Below are 17,116 nucleotides of genomic sequence, written 5' to 3'. Positions count from 1 at the left end.
CACCCCCTCACATTTATATATATCCGTGCAAAAGTAATAAAAAAAAATTGTAATTACAAAAAAAATGTATATTTTATAATAATATATTCTTTTTGAGAATCTTATGGTCGCTTGTCTGTCATGAAGAACTCAAGCGTACCACCAGAGACAATGTCTTTGTAATCAATATACAACTTTTTGTACGGACGTCCGTTCAACTTGATTTGCTGGACATACACGTTTTTAGCACTGTTGTTATGCGCAATGATAGTGAAGGTTTTGCCTTTACCGACATTCACGACTGCTTTGTCAAACAAAGGCGAACCGAACATGTATCGTCCACCTGCAGGCTCTACTTGATAGATACCCAAAGAAGAGAGGATGTACCATGCGGACATCTGTCCCACATCCTCATTTCCACTCAGTCCATCGAAATCATTGTGATACATAGTCTTCAGCACCTCACGTACTTTCTCTGCCGTTTTATCATGCTGCCCCACATAGTTATACATATATAAGATGTGATGGCTTGGCTCATTGCCATGTGCATACTGTCCTATAAGACCCGAAATGTCTGGAGAAGCGTTCTCTCCCAAATCTCCAGAGATAGTGAACAGCGAATCAAGCTTAGTAACAAACGGGCGTTTCCCACCAAAAAGTTTAATCAGTCCTGGCACGTCATGAGGCACAAGCCATGTATATTGCCAGGCATTTCCCTCTGTATAATCGTCATTACGGTGTGAAGAATGGAAGGGATTGAATGGTTCACGGAACTTTCCGTTGTCGACACCTCGCATAAAACCTGTTTTCTTGTCGAAATAATATTTGTACGACTTGCTGCGATTGAAGAAGTATTGATAGTCTTTTTTCTCTCCCAACAACTTGGCAACCTTAGCAACACAGGCATCTGCCAAGGCATATTCCAAACCTTTTGCCACAGTTTCAAAGGTAGAGTCGCGATTCCAAGGAATGTAACCAAACTTTTTGAGGTTGTCTAACGAACGCTCATCAAGCAAAGCAGAGGTTCGCATTGCATGGAAAGCGGCTTTCTTGTCTACATCAAAGCCCTTGAGAACGATGTCGGCAAGCACTGGAATCCCGGGATTACCCACCATACAGTCGGTTTCATTGCCTACAAGATGCCATACTGGAAGTTTTCCTTGCTGCTGGAAGATATGTAATAAAGTCTGTGCAATGTCACGTTGCTTTTCTGGATGAATAATCGTCATCAAAGGATGAGCAGCCCGATAAGTGTCCCAAAGTGAAAGGGTCGTATAATTCACAAAATCACCCTGATAAATCTTCCCATCACTTCCACGATATTGTCCATTCACATCTGAGAAGACAGAAGGGGCTATCATGGTGTGATATAAGCCGGTGTAGAATATCGTCTTGTCATCTAAATTCGGCGTTTCAACCTTAATTTTCCCCAATTCATCGTTCCATGCAGCATCAGCTTCCTGTGCCACTCGGTCAAAATTCCAGTCCTTTATTTCTGCTCTCAGGTTGGCTTTTGCATTATCCACGCTCACCGCAGAGATGCCCACCCTCACCAACAAATGTTTTGTGGCGTCATCAAAGGAAAATACACCCACGCTGTCAGCTTGCATCTCTTGCAACTTCACGGCACGTGAGAACTCTGCCACGAAGTACACACGCTGATCTTTTGCCCAGCCTTCTGATAAGCGATAACCACTTACAGTGGTTGGATTTTCCTGTGTGAGTTGGCACTTAGTCATCTTATCCCAACCTATACCTTGTTTCAAATTCAGCTTTAACAAGGGCTGTTTGCTACTCAATGGATAGGTGTACCGATGCATGCCTGCTCGCTGGGTAGCCGTTAACTCTACCAAGATTTTGCTGTCTGCCAGTCGAACGGTATAATAACCCGGGCGCACATATTCGGCATCGTGCGAGAATCGCTCGGTATAAGTCTTGGCATCGAACGTTGGTAAAAAGGCAATATCGCCCAAATCGCCAATGCCAGTACCACTAAGGTGCATGTGTCCAAAGCCGATAATGAGCGAATCGCTATAATGATAGCCAGAACACCAATCCCACCCACGTGTAATCTGTGTCGGTCCCAACTGCACTGCACCAAACGGCACGTTGGCACCAAGGAACACATGTCCATGCCCACCAGTACCGATGTATGGATTGACAAACTGGGTGAAAGAGTCTTGCGCTGCCGAAACAGACATACTGAAGCCAGCCAACACAAGAGCCAGCAGTTGAGTCTTAAGATAAAATTTTCCGAATTTCATAGGTTGTAATCATGAGTTTTTAGTTTGCAAACATCCTTTTCCATGGGATGCTCACTTTTGAGAGTGCTAAGATACGAAATTTATTCCGATTACCAACCCATCCTCCGCCTCATTTTTGCGCATAACAACAACGCACTTCACCCAAGACTGATAAACGAAAGGGGCAAAGATTTGTCAGTCTCAATATTTTTTACGAATATTGCACCGTCAAATAAAAGAAGTATGAGCATTATTAGATTTATCAAAAACTGGACGTTACCCATCTCGATGGCAATTGGTATGACGACTTACAGTGTGTTTGCCTTCATTCCTCCGTTAGACGGAGCAGCCACTTTCTTTGCTCCTATCATGGACGCTATCCTCCCTCTCTTCATGTTCCTCATTCTATTTGTTACCTTCTGCAAGGTAGATTTTAGACGCCTCATACCGGTGAAATGGCACTTTTGGGTGGGTGTTTTCCAAGTAGTCTTTGTTTTGCTCATCATGGTTGTTATCTTAGGATGCAAGCTAACAGGCAACGCTCTTATCCTCATGGAAGCCTTGCTCACCTGTATTATTGGTCCCTGTGCGGCGGCTGCGGCAGTGGTGACACAGAAGTTAGGGGGAAATTTAGAAGAGATGACGACTTATACCTTTCTCTCTAACTTCATCACAGCATTACTCATACCCATTTGCTTCCCACTGATAGAGCATTCCGAACATATTACCTTTCTTAGTGCCTTCCTAAAAATATTAAACGAGGTGTGTATCGTATTGGTGGTTCCGATGTTCATGGCTTACATCGTAAAGCACCATTTTCATCGATTTCATCGGTGGGTCATCGGTATAAAAGACCTGTCTTACTACCTTTGGGGATGCTCGCTAATGATTGTTACAGGCACAACACTGAAAAACATTGTACACGCCGAGACCACCACTTCTTTCCTTGTCCTTATTGGCTTGCTTGGGCTTGTACTATGTGTCACACAGTTTGCAGCAGGTAGAATGATTGGACACCGCTTTGATGCGACGGTCAATGCAGGTCAAGCCCTTGGACAAAAGAACACCGCATTTGCCATTTGGATTGCCTACACCTATCTCAACCCCATTGCATCGGTTGGTCCGGGTTGTTACATCCTTTGGCAAAACATCATCAATAGTGTTGAAATTTGGCTTTATAGACGAAAAGGGTTGGAACGCTCTGCGTAATACTGAAAGCTAAAACCACCGATGCTCCACGCTTTTTATCGCTAACAAACCACACTCTCTGAGTTATTCAGAAAAGCACCGTGACACCTTATCTTTAACAACGAAAGACACAAAATAACCAGCCTTTAATGAAAGAGTCGTGGTGCAAAGACAAGGTTAAGAAGTCAAGTCGTCTGTTCTTCATCTATCCATAAGTTCTTGTAGGCATCGTTTTTTTGTAGAATGACGCGTGCAAACGAACAAACGGGAAGAATCTTATAATGCTGTTCCCGTGCATAGGCAATCGCTGCCGACATCAACATTTTCCCGATGCCTCGCCCTTCTTGATAAGCATAGGTGTGCGTAATCGTGAGGATGGTTTCATGTATTTCAAATTCAAGCAGTCCCACTTCATCCCCATCTTCTATGGCTTGAATTTTACAGGATTGTGTGTGAATGTGAGTTTCTATCATCGGCAGTTGATTCTGAACAGATGCTTAATTGACGCTTAGTACTCCATGAGGACCCGTGGTTGTTGCTCGGTATCGAGTTAATTTATACCCCGGTTCTCCCTGAACAATATTTCCACCAGTATTAAGATTATAAGTTCGGTGACATGCCTTACAAGAAGCAATGCCCGTAGACGAACAACTTAAAGGATAATCTTTCCGTGGTATCTGACGCCAATCAAAGCAGTTTGGGCATTGATAATCGTACGCATAAAAGAGAGCGGGCTGGTCGAGATTGCCATAGCCCACAATCACACCGTTGTTGTAACCGATGATAAAGTGCATACGTTGCTCCTTTGCATGGAAAATGGACAAGCTCTGGTTGCCCTGATTGTTCTTAAAAAAGAAATGAGGTGCACCAGCTTTCATCGTTTGTTGAATTAAACAGAACACGCCCGGTGATGCAGGATTCATGGCACTTGCAAGTGTCGCATCTTGATGTTCTTGATTATTCACCAACAGGTGACATCTTACAGAACTGAATTCCTCTTTACTGTCGCCACAAGAAACCCATAAAAGTATGATACAAAAAAAGACAACGACTTTATTCATAGTGAATCATTTGTAACACGTCTGCCACTTTCTCAATCCCCTCTTGCAAAGGTTTCTTTATCATCCCCTTCATGAACATATTGACTTCTGCCTGAATTGTTAATTTCATCTTACTTGATTGTGCTGTCACAGGCACTATTTGTATCCACAACGTGAGTGGAATGGGACTTTGCTGTGTTTGGAACTTAATACATTTAGGTGCATCACGTTCAACAATATTCAATTGCACAGCACCCAAGGGGGAATTGATGGACACCGAGTCGGCATCGAATTTCAAATCCTTGAGCTTATCTTCAGGAATCTTATCTCGAACTTTCTCCAAGTTGCTAAGATCGCTCAACATTTGGTACACTGCCAGTTGAGGATAAGGAATTTCTCGAATAGAACTTTCAAATTTCGCAGACATGCTTATATGGTTTTTGATAAGGCTGGTTCTATAAATTAGCTTTGTTAGATTTTGAGCTTATTTTTGAGGTCAAAATGCAAGAGAGTGAAGGAGTGTAGCGAGCTACACGACTGAACGAACTTACATTTTTAACCAAAAAGAAGCCAAAAGATAACAAAACGTATTTCATAAAATTTTAATGACTATGTGCGGTGGTAATTTATAGAACCAGCCTTTAATGAATAAAAAAGTTGGTAAGTTGTTGACAAGCCTTCGGTGGCTACTTTCTCCAATTGGCAGGGTCTTCACGCCACTGGTGCAACAAGTCTAAGTCGCGCTCTTGAATATAACCAATAGACAGGGCTTCTTCAACCATGTTTTCATAATCCGTCAAAGTAACTAATTGAAGGTTCGCCTCTTCAAAAGCTTTTGCTGCAACGGGGAAACCGTATGTAAACGATGCCACCATGCCCACAACATCAGCACCTGCTTTGCGCAAAGCCTCTACTGCTTTCAGCGAACTACCACCTGTAGACACCAAGTCTTCTATCACCACGACCTTTGCATTGGGCTTTAGTTCACCTTCTATCAAGTTTTCAAGTCCGTGGTCTTTGGGTTTGCTACGAACGTAAACCAGCGGTAAATTCAACGTATCTGCAATGAGGGCAGCTTGCGGAATGCCTGCCGTTGCCACACCTGCGATGACATCCACCTCGGGGAAATGCTCCAAAATGGCATGCACCATACCTATCTTTACAAACGTACGTACCGCAGGAAACGAAAGTGTCTTGCGGTTATCGCAATAAAACGGAGACTTCCAGCCCGAAGCCCAAGTAAACGGTTCGTTAGGCTGAAGCTTTATGGCTTTGATTTGTAACAGTTTTGAAGCAAATTCTCTTTTGAGCGTTGTCTTTTCCATAATTCATTGATATTTTTATTTTGCAAAGTTAAATGAAATACACAAGATAACAAAAAGTAACGCACGAAAATGCGTGGCTCTTTCACGCAAAAACAATATCTTTTGTTGTTGTAAACAGCGTAGAAGAAATCAAAAAACGAAACAAACAGAAAAAACGAAAATGTAAGTACAATATAAAAAAGGACAAAGAACGTGGACGTTCAAACGAAAGGAAAGAAATACGTTGTAGTCTCTCTCCAAACTATCGTCAAAAGAGAATGACTGTAACTATGTTTTTTGTTTTTTTAGGTAGAACGGGACGTTCTTTCGTGAAATGTCTTTGGCGGTAATGTTTTTAGGTTCTTTTGTGTTTTTCGTTGTTAAAGAATGAAATGTCATGATGTTTTACTGTTAGTAGGCGAAATTGGTGATGCGCTATATTAGAGGATCATAAATGCTGAATTTTCTTTACAAACAACCTCTCATAACTCGCGTGAAAACAACCAACGGCAAAGTTGGTCGCAAATACGCGAATTTTGAGCGATGTTTGTAAATTGCTATTATTTAAGGCATTACGTTTATGTCGTCTCTTTTCTTTCCGATTTTTACCACTTATTGGCGATTAAAGCATTAAGATAAGCTTACTATTTGCATGCTTTAAGGCTGCTACTGTATGTGAATAACACCTCTAAAGAGTGTTTCCAAGACCGTTAAGTCAATATTTTAGCTTCAAGTGACGTTTATTTTGTTCAAATCAGCGCATTTTTGTTGGTCGTTTGCCTATTGATTTTTTCTATTTTGAAGATTTTGAATGGTCGTTTTTTGGTAAAATAATAGGACAGAAACAACGAAATAGATTTATCAAAAATGGTAAAAATTCCCAGAATTGGGAATAGAGAATTTTGCTGAATAGGTAATACATGGCTCATTCATTTAAGGGCGGTTTTTTGAACAACAAATGAAACCAATAAAACAAATCAACTAAACAAGACTATGAACGCAAGCGTTCTGCGAATGAAACAAATCAGCCGACAGAAACATGTTATGTGCCTTTGCTAAATTCGTTCCATTCGGTGAACGCCAGCGTTCATTAATTCCAACAATTTAATTCGTTCCATTGGTTTAATTCGTTGTTAAAACAAAAGAACATGATTGTTATTGACAACTACGACCTTATAAATGAAAGAGCCGTGATTGGTAATATTTATTTCCTTGTACACCCCAAAGCCAACACACTTATCTTGACCGTTCCGTCCCTTTGCAAAGTTTCGGCACAAGAACAGACGGTAGCACCAGTAGTTACAATGTCATCGATGAGCAGGACATGTTTCCCTACGATGAGGGTGCTATTGATGAGTTCAAAAGCATTTTCTACATTCTCTACACGTTCCAAACGATTCTTATGAGTCTGACTACCATAGAACTGAATGCGACGCACCACATTCTTTAAGATAGGGATGCCAGTTACTTCGCTGACCCCTCGTGCTATCTCCTCACTCTGATTGTACCCTCGCTTTCGTCTTCTGGAGCGAGTTAAGGGAATTGGCACGATGAAATCGATGTTTTCGAAGTATCCTACCGCTCCAAACTCCACAGCAGTCATACGTCCTAACGCTTCCCCTATCTCGGGACGATAGTCATATTTCAGTGCGTAAATCACATGGCTCATCTCCGACTGTGCATAATAATAAAACAAGGCAGCAGCACGCTCAATGGGAATACGGCCCCAAAACAATTTTGCCATTTCGTTCTCGTAGGGGTTGAGTTCAAAATGTGTGCGTGGCAAATGCCGATTGCAGGAGGCACACATCACTTGCTCCGAAATAGCTAACCTTCTTCCACAGACATCACACGAGCGCGGGGCTAAGATATCTAACAGTCGACTAAAAAAGCTAATCATCCGTCGGTATCTCCATGTCATCAATGCACTTGCGTATCACAGGCAGCTCGAACCCCCTACCCAAAGCGTACTTCATGAGTTTCATGGCGCACTCATAATCATTGCGCCCTGTAATGGTTTTCCATTTTTTCGAGAGCAACGGCTTCAACACCTCGATATATCGCTCATCCGAAATCTCATCCAAGACTTTGCCATAAATATCTTTTGAGACTCCCTTTTGAAACAAACCTTGTTCTATCTTCCGCCTTCCCCACTTGTCGTAAGTTAGTTTGTCGTGTGCGTAAGCATGTGCAAAACGTTCATCGTCAATATATTTACCAGAGACCAAACGTTCAAGTATTCTTTCTTGCGCATCTTCGGCAATGTCCCATCTCATCATTTTCTGCCGCATCTCACCACTTGAATGCTCCGCTTTGGCACACCAGTTGGACAGTTTCTGCCAAGCCTCTTGTTCTGTCACCTGCTTCTTTTCTTTCAACATATCTATTCCTTGTAATCCATTTGCTATCTGTCTGGCATTGTTGCACAAACCATTCTTTCTTTCCCGAAGGCGTCTTTTCGTATCATGACACCGATGAATCCTTTGTTTTTAAGCATTCCCACTACAGATTTTCGATAGAGAGGATTGATCTCAAAATACAATTTCCCATGTGGTTTCAAAGCCGTCTTGGCATAATGAGCAATGGCATCATAGAAAAGTAAAGGCTTGTTTTCTGGCACAAAGAGGGCTTCTTTCGGTTCATACGAAAGCACATTCGGCTCCATATCTTCCGCCTCATTAGGACATATATAAGGAGGGTTCGAGACTATTATATCCCATTTCATCGAATCTTTTGGGGCATTCAGAGCATCTTGGCATACGATTGAAACCGTAGCTCCTAAGTCTCTTGCATTCTGACTTGCCACCTGAATAGCAGTCGTGGAAATATCCCAGGCTGCAACCTTCGCATGCTGAAGCTCCAAACTCAGCGTAATGGCAATGCACCCCGAACCTGTTCCTATGTCTAAGATGGTAGGATTTTTCAGTTTCGAGTCTTGTATGGTATCGACAATCCACCTGCACAATTCCGCTGTTTCATCGCGCGGAATCAACACTCCGGGAGAGACATAGAAGGTGCGACCACCAAATTCTTTCACCCCGAGAATATATTGCACAGGCTCGAAGCGTTGCAGACGCAAGATGATTTCTTGCAGCGATTGGTGTTCGTCTGTTGATAATTCACTAACTTTGCCACAAATAATATCGGTCAGCGACATGCCATAACGCACCTCAAGTACTGTTCTTATCAAAGCTTTTGCTTCGGTTTCATCGTAAAAGGGCGTGAGTTGCGACCACAACTGCTGATAATTTTTCATGACAACAAAAATAGTAAAAATATGAATATCAACCAAGATGCCATTGACAAAATGTACATGCGCCGCTGCCTTCAGTTGGCGAAACAGGGACGAGCATTGGCAAAGCCCAACCCTATGGTGGGGGCTGTTCTCGTATGTGGCAACAGAATCATTGGCGAGGGCTATCATATCAAATATGGTGAAGCACATGCCGAAGTCAATGCCTTTGCTGCTGTTCGGCAACAAGACGAGCACCTGTTGCCCGAAAGTACGTTATATGTGAGCTTGGAGCCTTGCTGTCATTATGGGAAAACACCTCCCTGCGCTGACCTCATCGTAGAGAAACGGGTAAAGAGAGTGGTCTGCGGGTGTATAGACGTATTTGCAAAAGTGCAAGGAAGAGGTATCGACAAACTACAAAAGGCGGGTATTGAGGTAACGGTTGGTGTGTTAGAAGAAGAGTGCAAGCTGCTAAATCGTCAATTCAATGTGTTCAATACCCTGCACCGACCCTATATCTTGTTGAAATGGGCACAAACTGCCAACGGCTTTATCGATGACAATGGGCGTGCCATTGCGCTGTCATCGCCATTCACAAAGATGCTCGTACACAAGTTACGCAGCGAATACGATGCTATTTTAGTGGGGCGTGTAACCGATGAACGCGAACATCCACAGCTCAATGTGCGTGAATGGAGCGGTCCATCTCCCTTGCGCCTTGTTTTACATCACGGCATCTCCTTACCCGAGTTGTTAGACGATTTATATCAACGCAACTTACAATCATTGATGGTAGAAGGTGGTGCCACCACATTGCAGAGCTTCATCAACGCAAATCTTTGGGACGAAATTCGCATCGAGACAGCACCTGTCACCGTAGCACAAGGCACCCCAGCTCCTCGTGTACCACAAGATTCAACCCTTATTCATCAGTGCGTCTATGGTGAAAATATCATAGATACTTTCTATCGAATGACTGAAAACGAATGAACTTGATGATAAAAAGGCTGAGCGAAAACCGCCCAGCCTTTTTATCATAGATGTTTGAAGCAAACCAATTATCGCTTAATCGCTTTAATTGATTTGTACAATTGATTATTTTTCATCACCTGAATGAAATACACACCCTTTGCGCCATTGATGCGGATATTAGCAACTTGTCCTGCTCCAGCATCGAAAACATTTTGTTGTAGCAACATACCTCCTGCATTGAGGATGTTAACCTTATAAGTTCCACCTTGTGCAAATCGGAGATTAACACTTTCAGCAAACGGATTTGGATAAACAGCCAACTCCACCTCCGTGTTGACGTTGTCGATACCTGTCGACTCAGCAATCTCAATAGTCTTGGCAGAGGTTGCAGTTGTCTCGCCCCAACGGTTCATGAGTTTGATCACAGCGCTGTAACTACCTGCATTCGCATAAGTAACAGTTGCTGTTTTACCTTCCTCGCCTACCACAGTAGCTTGATCGAGAGTCCACGCTGGGGTGGTTTTTACATCCAAGCTCCCTACGATACCAGGATAGCCCAACGCATCGTTCATGGCTGATTGCTTCTTATAGGAAGCATTGCTGGTGTTCTCGCCACCGCTACCATCCATTACAACCACTTGTCCATCCTTGCCTGTAGCTTTGCCCCAGTTTGGGAATACGCTGTCTTCTGTTCTTTCTTCAAAGGTATAATAGCCTTGTAAATGGTCAGGTACAGCATCCTTTTGATAGCCATTCATTGCTTGAGCGATTTCATCTTCTGTCAAAACCTTGTCCCAAACCTGTACATCGTCAATCCAGCCGTTGAAGCCTGACTTATACACACCACCGCCACCGATAAAGATATTGGCTGTTACCGAGGTGTTGATACGGCTGTCGTTACGTGTTTCACGACGCAGACATGGAGAGAAATCTGTCTCTGCAACTTTCTTTCCGTTGAAATACATCACCTGATGTCCGCTCTCATTTTGCGTCACGGCAATGTGATTCCAAATACGCGGTGTGATGCTGTAGCCTGTAGACATCATCTGTTCATTAGGATTGTCGTGAGCCTCCCAACCCATGACGTTGAATGACACCTCATTGGCAGGATGCTTAGTGTTGCCTTTCCATTCAGGACGGATTTGTACCCAAAGGTCACCCCAGTTATTGTGCGGCCACTTGTCGGCTACCGTGTTCTTGTTAATCAAGTTTGTACCCTGCTTGTCGTGAGCAAACTTGTCTACCTTGAACCACAAGGCATAGGTATAAGTCTTGCCTTGTTGTATCTCACCGGGAATCATGAACATCTGTGGATCTCTTATCTCAATAGCGCGCGACACTTTACCCTCACCGTCTTTTGATGTATATGTCCACTTCACTTGTTCGTTGGTCTTTGCATTCTCCTTATCGGCAGTAACCGCTGTAACCTGTGGAACAGCACCTGTCTCCTCGGGAGTTATTTGCACAAAGCCACGAGTTACTTTTTCTTGTCCCTTGCCGTCTTTCACATGCAAATCGTAAAGTCCAATGGTAGGAACTGTTGTTTGAATCATCGTTGCGTTGGTGACGGACGCCATGGTCTTTCCTGTTCTCGGGTCAACAATCTTGATTTCTGCCAATGGATCAGCCAACTCGTCCAAAAGTTTGATAGTAAACTGTTCATTCGGTTTAACAACAGGCTTGTCAATAACCATGGTAGAGAGAGGATTATTATAAGGAACATCCAACCATTCGCTCCATGAGATGTCCGATTTCATCCTTCCATCAGGTGCCACTGCACGAACACCCAATCGCGCCTTGCGATTCTTTTCACGACTCACCAAAGGAGCATCGATTACATAACCTGCCCATGAGGTGGTTGCCGTCAGCACCATTTGCGACTGTCCCTCTTCTTGGAAGAGAATTTCATAATACCAAGTATCTACATCATCGTTATAGTATTTGGTATCACCCGTTTCTTCCTTGCTGGCATACCGCACCTTGAAATCTAATGCATTATAGCGACCACGTAACAATTGTGTCTCCTTGATTTTTGGCTTCAGTGTATTGAACGTTTGTGCAGGATTGCGCACAGCCATTTCACCCACGTACATATTGTAGTCATCAGGAGTATTTTCAACAGCGATACCCAACATGGCAATCTCCGATTCGGCAGGAATCTGAAGTTCTTCCATGGTTGCAGTGAATGTGTTCCATTCGCCAGCCTTAGTGGCTGCTGGTATGTCTATTTCCTTGTACTCATTGGTTTTACCCTTGAGCGCCACAAACAGTTTCGCATGTGTATTCTTCTTGTCCTCACCTGTCAACTTATAAGTAATAGAAAATTCGTAAGTGGGTTGTACCTTTAGGAGTGTCTTGAACAACTTCACGCGCGAGAAGTTAGTATTGCCATGAAGAGATAGACACGAACCACCGAAATAAGCCTCATCAAAGGTTAAGTCGGCTTTTATCAATCCTGAAAGGTTGGCGTTTGTTGCCTGATCGTTACGGTCAGTAATCCACCAACGCCATGTTGGCATCAAGTCTTGTGTATTGAGATTATACCATTTGTGGTCAAATGTCACCTCGCCCTCATTGCGGAACTTCAAACCGTTGCCGAGGTTAAACCGCGAAACGAACGGAACTGTCTGAATGGTAGATTTGGCAGATACCAATTCTGCGATTCCATGGAAGTTCTTGAGACTTGCATTAGACAGGTTACAACCGTTGTTGATACTTGGACGAACCACAGGATTGCGGTTACCACCACTAAATATCAACTCTTGCTTTTGCAGGTATGCATTCTGAATAGCAATGTCCGAGGTACCATTATCGGTGGCACTCTGATGAATGAGGCTTTGTGCATGTGCACCCCAGAAGCCCACAGAGATTTTCTTATTCTTTAAGATTTCCCAACTTTGACTATAACCTCGTGTGGTAAGTCCGCGCCCTTGAATATCGAAGCCAGCATACAAGTCATAACTGCTACGTCCCATCTGTTTGGCTTTGTATTCCGAGTCGGTCAGGTCTTGGGAGTCCCAGTTATAATTAAAGAAGAGCATGTCCGTGGTAACATTCTGACTATCGCCAAACATACGCTGGTTGTGTGATCCTAGCCCATTATCAAACGTAATCTGTCCATTGTCATTAGTACCGTCGTACCAATATACTTGAAAGTCCCAGCCTAATTCTTTTCCTTTTTGATGACACGCTCTAAAGAAGTCCTGTATTTGAACCATGGACTGTTGGTCTGAATAAAACTCTGAGTTGACGCCAATGCCATTGATGCCATAGTATTTGAGCAACTTCACCAATCGCTCCGCATTCTTAAATGTACCGTCATTATTTTTCTCGGTGACTTTCTGCATCAGTTTAGATTCGTCCCCAAATCCATACCATGGTGTGGTATAAACAGATTGCGACCAACCTATAGACCATAGGCATCCTACCTTGACACCATTCTTAGCAGCCACATCCGAGATGCCTGCCGTAGAGCGAAACCATGGCGATGTCCAGTTGCCATGAATGTCAACATACGACCACAAACTAAAGTTATCGCCCTCGAAACAATATCTTGGCAACGACTTCCAAGTTACCGTAGGGTCGTCCAACGGAACCCATAAACACATTTTTCGATTGGAGTCTACACCGTCTACTGCCAAATAATCACCGTCCTTGATTCGCTCTTTCGGCTTGACACGAGAGATAAAAAACTCATCGTCCATGCGAGAAACGCCGTCTGGCTGTTGTCCTGCATTCCACCGATCCAAGTAGTTAATCAGGTTTTCAAACTTTGCATCTTTAATGTCCAAAGGATGTTCAGGCGTCCGTTGGGCATAAAGGGCTGTGCTTGCCACAGATATTGCAGCAGCTAATAAAATTTTCTTCATTTTGGTTTTGATATTTAGATTAACAAAAAACCGTTAGGTAATTGGAACTCTCAACATTGTTGTTGCTCATCGCATTCAAGTTCTACCAACTACCTAACGGTTATTTTTCATGTGGTCAAAGTTTTATGTGAATTATTTAATCACTAACTTTTCCGTTCTAATGACATTCTTGTTTTGCATCTTTACAAGGTAAACACCATCTTGAAGCTCGTTTCGGCTAAGTGATGTTGGGTTTGTAAGATATTGTACCATCTTTCCGTCAACGGTGTAAATCCAAGCCTTCTCCACATTGGTAAAGAGAATGTCATTGCCATTTACTGTCACATTAGAAACACCACCAGCAAACACGGTATTGTCTACGCCATCAGTTCCTGATAAACCCTCGGGCTGGTCAGCAATACCTTGATCATGTTGTGTATCCACATATTGACGCTGTCCGTTCTTCTCACCTTGTATCTCCACATCAAAGTCGATAGTAAATCCTTTTGCAGTCAAGCCAGTTGGCAAGAAAGTTCCGCCAAACCAAGCATCTGCAAACACAATACGCAAACGACTTGTACCTACGTGAGCATCTTGAGGTACTGTAAACTTAAATGTATAGCCGTTCGGATCTTGTATCTCAGGAGTTGCCGCACGTATCTTTCCGGCAAAGAAAATCTGCTCACCCATAGGGTCGTCTTTTGGAGCCTTAGGATAGTTAAATGTACCACTTCCGTCTAAGTCTAACCAACCACCTGCAAAGCACCACTTCAAACCGTCTTTTTCATTGGGAGCCTTAAAGGTCATCGTAATCTGTTGTCCTTGCTTGACAACCAACTTGTGGTCGCGAGCATTTGCATACTGTGAGCTATCGCGTGGCGATTCCGTAGCTGTATAATTCAAGTCTTTTACAGCACCTGTAGTTGTAACGCTTGTCAAAAATCTTTGTTCTACAGCTGTCTTGAATCCATCGGCATTCGGATTAATCTTACTAATTCCATAAGTATCTGTTCCACCAACCGTTTCTTCTGGCAATTGAGAAGCGTCGGCACGCGTAATCTCTACCCATTCGATAGGAGAATAAGTCTTCAAGTCTGTTGATACAGAGCGTACACCGATAAATGGTTTTTCATTAGCATCGGCAAATACGATGTTTGGAACGTAGGTACCCCACTGAGTGGTACGACCTACCTCTGAAATGCGACCGTCTTTACCATTCTTATACATAATCTCGAAGTGGTCGATGTTAGCCTCGCAGTTGTAAATCATGCCATAGTCTGCACGTACACCTGTAGAATGGTCTACATCCCAATACAGTTTTGCAGAAAGGCTCTTCTGTGATTCTTCTTTCACTTCTACCATGAGATTCTTTACATTAGCAGGTGTAGCCTTCACGTCGTCATTGAGTTCGAGCTTACCTACCAACACATTATACTTGTCTGTTACGTTCTTGGCACGCAAACCAATGTGAGTAATTCGGTCGCCCATGTTAACAGGCAGGCTCACCTTTTTCTCTTGCCATGTCTTGTCGTCAGTAGCACCTACTGCTACCTCTTTCCATTGATTGTTTACCTTTACAATCAAATACAAGTTAGATTCGCCAGCTTGTTTTGTCTTCAAAGCAACTTTGGCAATAGGATTAGCCGCACTCACGTTAAGGTCGGTTCTAAACAGAACTACATCAACACCCTGTGCTGCGGACTGTCCTTTCAACAGTAAGCATGAGCCACCGTTATACGAGTCGATATGTGTAAATTCTGGCTGCAAAGCATTTGAAACAGTTTCTGTTCCTTCGCCATAAACCAACCAGCGATAAGTAGGCACTACATCTTGGTTCGCCATGTTGTACCATGTACCAGCCGTTTTCTTACCTTTATAGTTGTAACGCTCTCCATTACCCAAGTTAAAGTGTGTCAAGAAAGGAAGATTTCCCTGTATCGCTGAACGCTCTGGAATGAACGAAGCTAAACCATGGAAATTCTTTAATGCGTTCTCGCCTTCCCATTCATGTCCTGTATTTTTAATAGCAGGACGATTCAATGGACTTCTGTTGCCGCCAGAGAAGCCACGCTCCAACAAGCGTTGATAGTTGTACTGTGCATTCAGCGCATCCGAACCAGAGTTGTAACTCCAGAAACGGCTGTCGCCATGCTCTCCCCAAAGGCAGACGCCAATTCGCTTCACAGTTTCGTTAGGTTGGAAAGTATAGCTGTCCGTTTCCCAATCGTAATCTGTCGTTCCTACCAATCCTTGCCAGTTGCGATTCATATTAACAATCCAGACACCTCCATAAAGGCCTTCTGCGGTTCCCATCGCCTGCTCTGCAACCTTAACAGAGCTTTCATAACCACCAGCAGCGAAATCACCACCAGAGTAGTTGAGGAACAAGTCGAAGGTCTTGCCAGTGGCTTTTGTACCATATAAATAGTCAACTGCCGCACTCGACAGGCTGGAGCCTTGCGTATAAAGTGCTGCGTGGAAGTTATTGAAGCCCATCTTCTCTGCTTCCTTGTACAAAGCCTTGTGGAAAGCTGTTACATCAGAATTAGAGTAAGAGTTATCCTCCCAGTTGTAGTTGATACCATCGAACCCGAAGAACAGCAGACAGTTGAGCATGGGTTTAACATACTTGTAGGTGCCATCCGAGTTTTTGGTTGATAAGAAGCGTACATATTCTGTATCATGCGATCCAGCTGTCCAGCTTTCAAAAAACTTGATACCACTCATAATGTCGGTACCATTCTTGTGTGCTGCATCGGTCCATGCTCCCGGAGCCTGGAATAAGCCATGGTTCCAAGAACCAAAGAGGTTGGTGTAGTTCCACATAGAGAACACATCATTGGCAAAGTTGGACGATGGATAGCCACCGATGCCCTTACCCGAACCGCTCGGAATATTCATAAATAGGTTACGCTTCTCGTAGGTGTCTTTCACCAAACGGTCTTTGCGATCCAAGATGGCACGCTGCTTAACATGCGAACGTACAAAAGCAATGTCAGAAGCTTGAATACCTGCAGCCTCAAATTCTGCCTTGGTAGGATAGTTGCGACCGTTCTGCAAAGCCTTATCGAAAAGGTTCAGCAGAGTAACCTCATTAAATCCAGCGAAATCATAAATCGTGGATGTTGCCGTTGGCGACATGCCAGACTGCGCATTTGCAGGTCCAGCCAAACAAGCCAAAAGCATCAGGGGTAAAAATCTTTTCTTCATAGATTTGGTTGTTTTATTGATTAAGTTATAAATATAAAATTATTGATGAGGGAACCGCCTGATCCTTTTCAGCGAACAGACGGTAGTTCCCTATCAC

At 43.4% G+C, this 17,116-nt stretch carries 12 protein-coding genes; 2 read left to right on the top strand and 10 right to left on the bottom strand.

Features of this window, described 5'->3' with window-relative positions; genetic code table 11:
* Window positions 1–101: 101 nt before the first annotated feature.
* Window positions 102–2,243, bottom strand: coding sequence for a GH92 family glycosyl hydrolase (locus BN35_RS06120; RefSeq protein ID WP_102938014.1), 2,142 nt, complete (start codon window positions 2,241–2,243; stop codon window positions 102–104).
* 222 nt (window positions 2,244–2,465) lie between these two features.
* On the opposite strand from BN35_RS06120, the gene BN35_RS06115 reads away from it, so the two are divergent.
* Window positions 2,466–3,431, top strand: a complete 966-nt coding sequence (locus BN35_RS06115; RefSeq protein WP_025071892.1) for a bile acid:sodium symporter family protein — start codon at window positions 2,466–2,468, stop codon at window positions 3,429–3,431.
* 164 nt (window positions 3,432–3,595) lie between these two features.
* On the opposite strand, the gene BN35_RS06110 is transcribed toward BN35_RS06115, so the two are convergent.
* From BN35_RS06110 to prmC, 7 genes are all read right to left on the bottom strand, one after another.
* On the bottom strand, window positions 3,596–3,883 hold the full coding sequence (locus tag BN35_RS06110; protein WP_051275175.1) for a GNAT family N-acetyltransferase: 288 nt from the start codon (window positions 3,881–3,883) through the stop codon (window positions 3,596–3,598).
* Between the two features lie 24 nt (window positions 3,884–3,907).
* Window positions 3,908–4,471: a hypothetical protein gene (locus tag BN35_RS06105; RefSeq protein ID WP_025071894.1), complete on the bottom strand. Its 564-nt coding sequence runs from the start codon at window positions 4,469–4,471 to the stop codon at window positions 3,908–3,910.
* Window positions 4,464–4,877, bottom strand: coding sequence for a hypothetical protein (locus BN35_RS06100; RefSeq protein WP_025071895.1), 414 nt, complete (start codon window positions 4,875–4,877; stop codon window positions 4,464–4,466). The genes BN35_RS06105 and BN35_RS06100 overlap by 8 nt, the downstream gene beginning before the upstream one ends.
* Before the next feature lie 259 nt (window positions 4,878–5,136).
* Window positions 5,137–5,775, bottom strand: a complete 639-nt coding sequence (gene pyrE / locus BN35_RS06095; protein WP_008123618.1) for an orotate phosphoribosyltransferase — start codon at window positions 5,773–5,775, stop codon at window positions 5,137–5,139.
* A gap of 1,183 nt (window positions 5,776–6,958) precedes the next feature.
* Complete coding sequence (locus tag BN35_RS06085; protein WP_025071897.1) at window positions 6,959–7,654, bottom strand: ComF family protein; 696 nt, start codon at window positions 7,652–7,654, stop codon at window positions 6,959–6,961.
* Window positions 7,647–8,135 (bottom strand): regulatory protein RecX, encoded by a 489-nt coding sequence (locus BN35_RS06080; protein WP_008123620.1) that lies wholly within the window; start codon window positions 8,133–8,135, stop codon window positions 7,647–7,649. Before BN35_RS06080 ends, BN35_RS06085 begins: the two co-directional genes overlap by 8 nt.
* A 23-nt stretch (window positions 8,136–8,158) precedes the next feature.
* Window positions 8,159–9,010 (bottom strand): peptide chain release factor N(5)-glutamine methyltransferase, encoded by an 852-nt coding sequence (gene prmC / locus BN35_RS06075; RefSeq protein ID WP_025071899.1) that lies wholly within the window; start codon window positions 9,008–9,010, stop codon window positions 8,159–8,161.
* A 21-nt stretch (window positions 9,011–9,031) separates the two neighbouring features.
* Between prmC and ribD the strand changes: the two genes are divergently transcribed.
* On the top strand, window positions 9,032–9,979 hold the full coding sequence (ribD, locus tag BN35_RS06070) for a bifunctional diaminohydroxyphosphoribosylaminopyrimidine deaminase/5-amino-6-(5-phosphoribosylamino)uracil reductase RibD (RefSeq protein WP_025071900.1): 948 nt from the start codon (window positions 9,032–9,034) through the stop codon (window positions 9,977–9,979).
* Between the two features lie 68 nt (window positions 9,980–10,047).
* Here the strand turns inward: ribD and BN35_RS06065 are convergent, their stop codons facing one another.
* Window positions 10,048–13,830, bottom strand: a complete 3,783-nt coding sequence (locus tag BN35_RS06065) for an endo-beta-N-acetylglucosaminidase (RefSeq protein ID WP_025071901.1) — start codon at window positions 13,828–13,830, stop codon at window positions 10,048–10,050.
* Window positions 13,831–13,962: 132 nt separating this feature from the next.
* Complete coding sequence (locus BN35_RS06060; protein ID WP_025071902.1) at window positions 13,963–17,019, bottom strand: GEVED domain-containing protein; 3,057 nt, start codon at window positions 17,017–17,019, stop codon at window positions 13,963–13,965.
* Window positions 17,020–17,116: the final 97 nt, after the last annotated feature.

This window comes from Hoylesella timonensis 4401737 = DSM 22865 = JCM 15640, from assembly GCF_000455445.1.
GTDB classification, from domain to species: Bacteria; Bacteroidota; Bacteroidia; order Bacteroidales; family Bacteroidaceae; genus Prevotella; species Prevotella timonensis.
The sequence above is the reverse complement of the archived record's forward strand: the minus strand, read 5'-3'. Positions and strand labels throughout refer to the sequence as shown.

What these genes read in the sequence shown, in the direction of transcription:
- prmC (WP_025071899.1), bottom strand. Translation starts at nt 9,010, where the DNA reads ATGAAAAATTATCAGCAGTTGTGGTCGCAACTCACGCCCTTTTACGAT.
- BN35_RS06080 (WP_008123620.1), bottom strand. Translation starts at nt 8,135, where the DNA reads ATGTTGAAAGAAAAGAAGCAGGTGACAGAACAAGAGGCTTGGCAGAAA.
- BN35_RS06110 (WP_051275175.1), bottom strand. Translation starts at nt 3,883, where the DNA reads ATGATAGAAACTCACATTCACACACAATCCTGTAAAATTCAAGCCATA.
- BN35_RS06120 (WP_102938014.1), bottom strand. Translation starts at nt 2,243, where the DNA reads ATGAAATTCGGAAAATTTTATCTTAAGACTCAACTGCTGGCTCTTGTG.
- BN35_RS06100 (WP_025071895.1), bottom strand. Translation starts at nt 4,877, where the DNA reads ATGTCTGCGAAATTTGAAAGTTCTATTCGAGAAATTCCTTATCCTCAA.
- BN35_RS06085 (WP_025071897.1), bottom strand. Translation starts at nt 7,654, where the DNA reads ATGATTAGCTTTTTTAGTCGACTGTTAGATATCTTAGCCCCGCGCTCG.
- BN35_RS06060 (WP_025071902.1), bottom strand. Translation starts at nt 17,019, where the DNA reads ATGAAGAAAAGATTTTTACCCCTGATGCTTTTGGCTTGTTTGGCTGGA.
- BN35_RS06065 (WP_025071901.1), bottom strand. Translation starts at nt 13,830, where the DNA reads ATGAAGAAAATTTTATTAGCTGCTGCAATATCTGTGGCAAGCACAGCC.
- BN35_RS06115 (WP_025071892.1), top strand. Translation starts at nt 2,466, where the DNA reads ATGAGCATTATTAGATTTATCAAAAACTGGACGTTACCCATCTCGATG.
- ribD (WP_025071900.1), top strand. Translation starts at nt 9,032, where the DNA reads ATGAATATCAACCAAGATGCCATTGACAAAATGTACATGCGCCGCTGC.
- BN35_RS06105 (WP_025071894.1), bottom strand. Translation starts at nt 4,471, where the DNA reads ATGAATAAAGTCGTTGTCTTTTTTTGTATCATACTTTTATGGGTTTCT.
- pyrE (WP_008123618.1), bottom strand. Translation starts at nt 5,775, where the DNA reads ATGGAAAAGACAACGCTCAAAAGAGAATTTGCTTCAAAACTGTTACAA.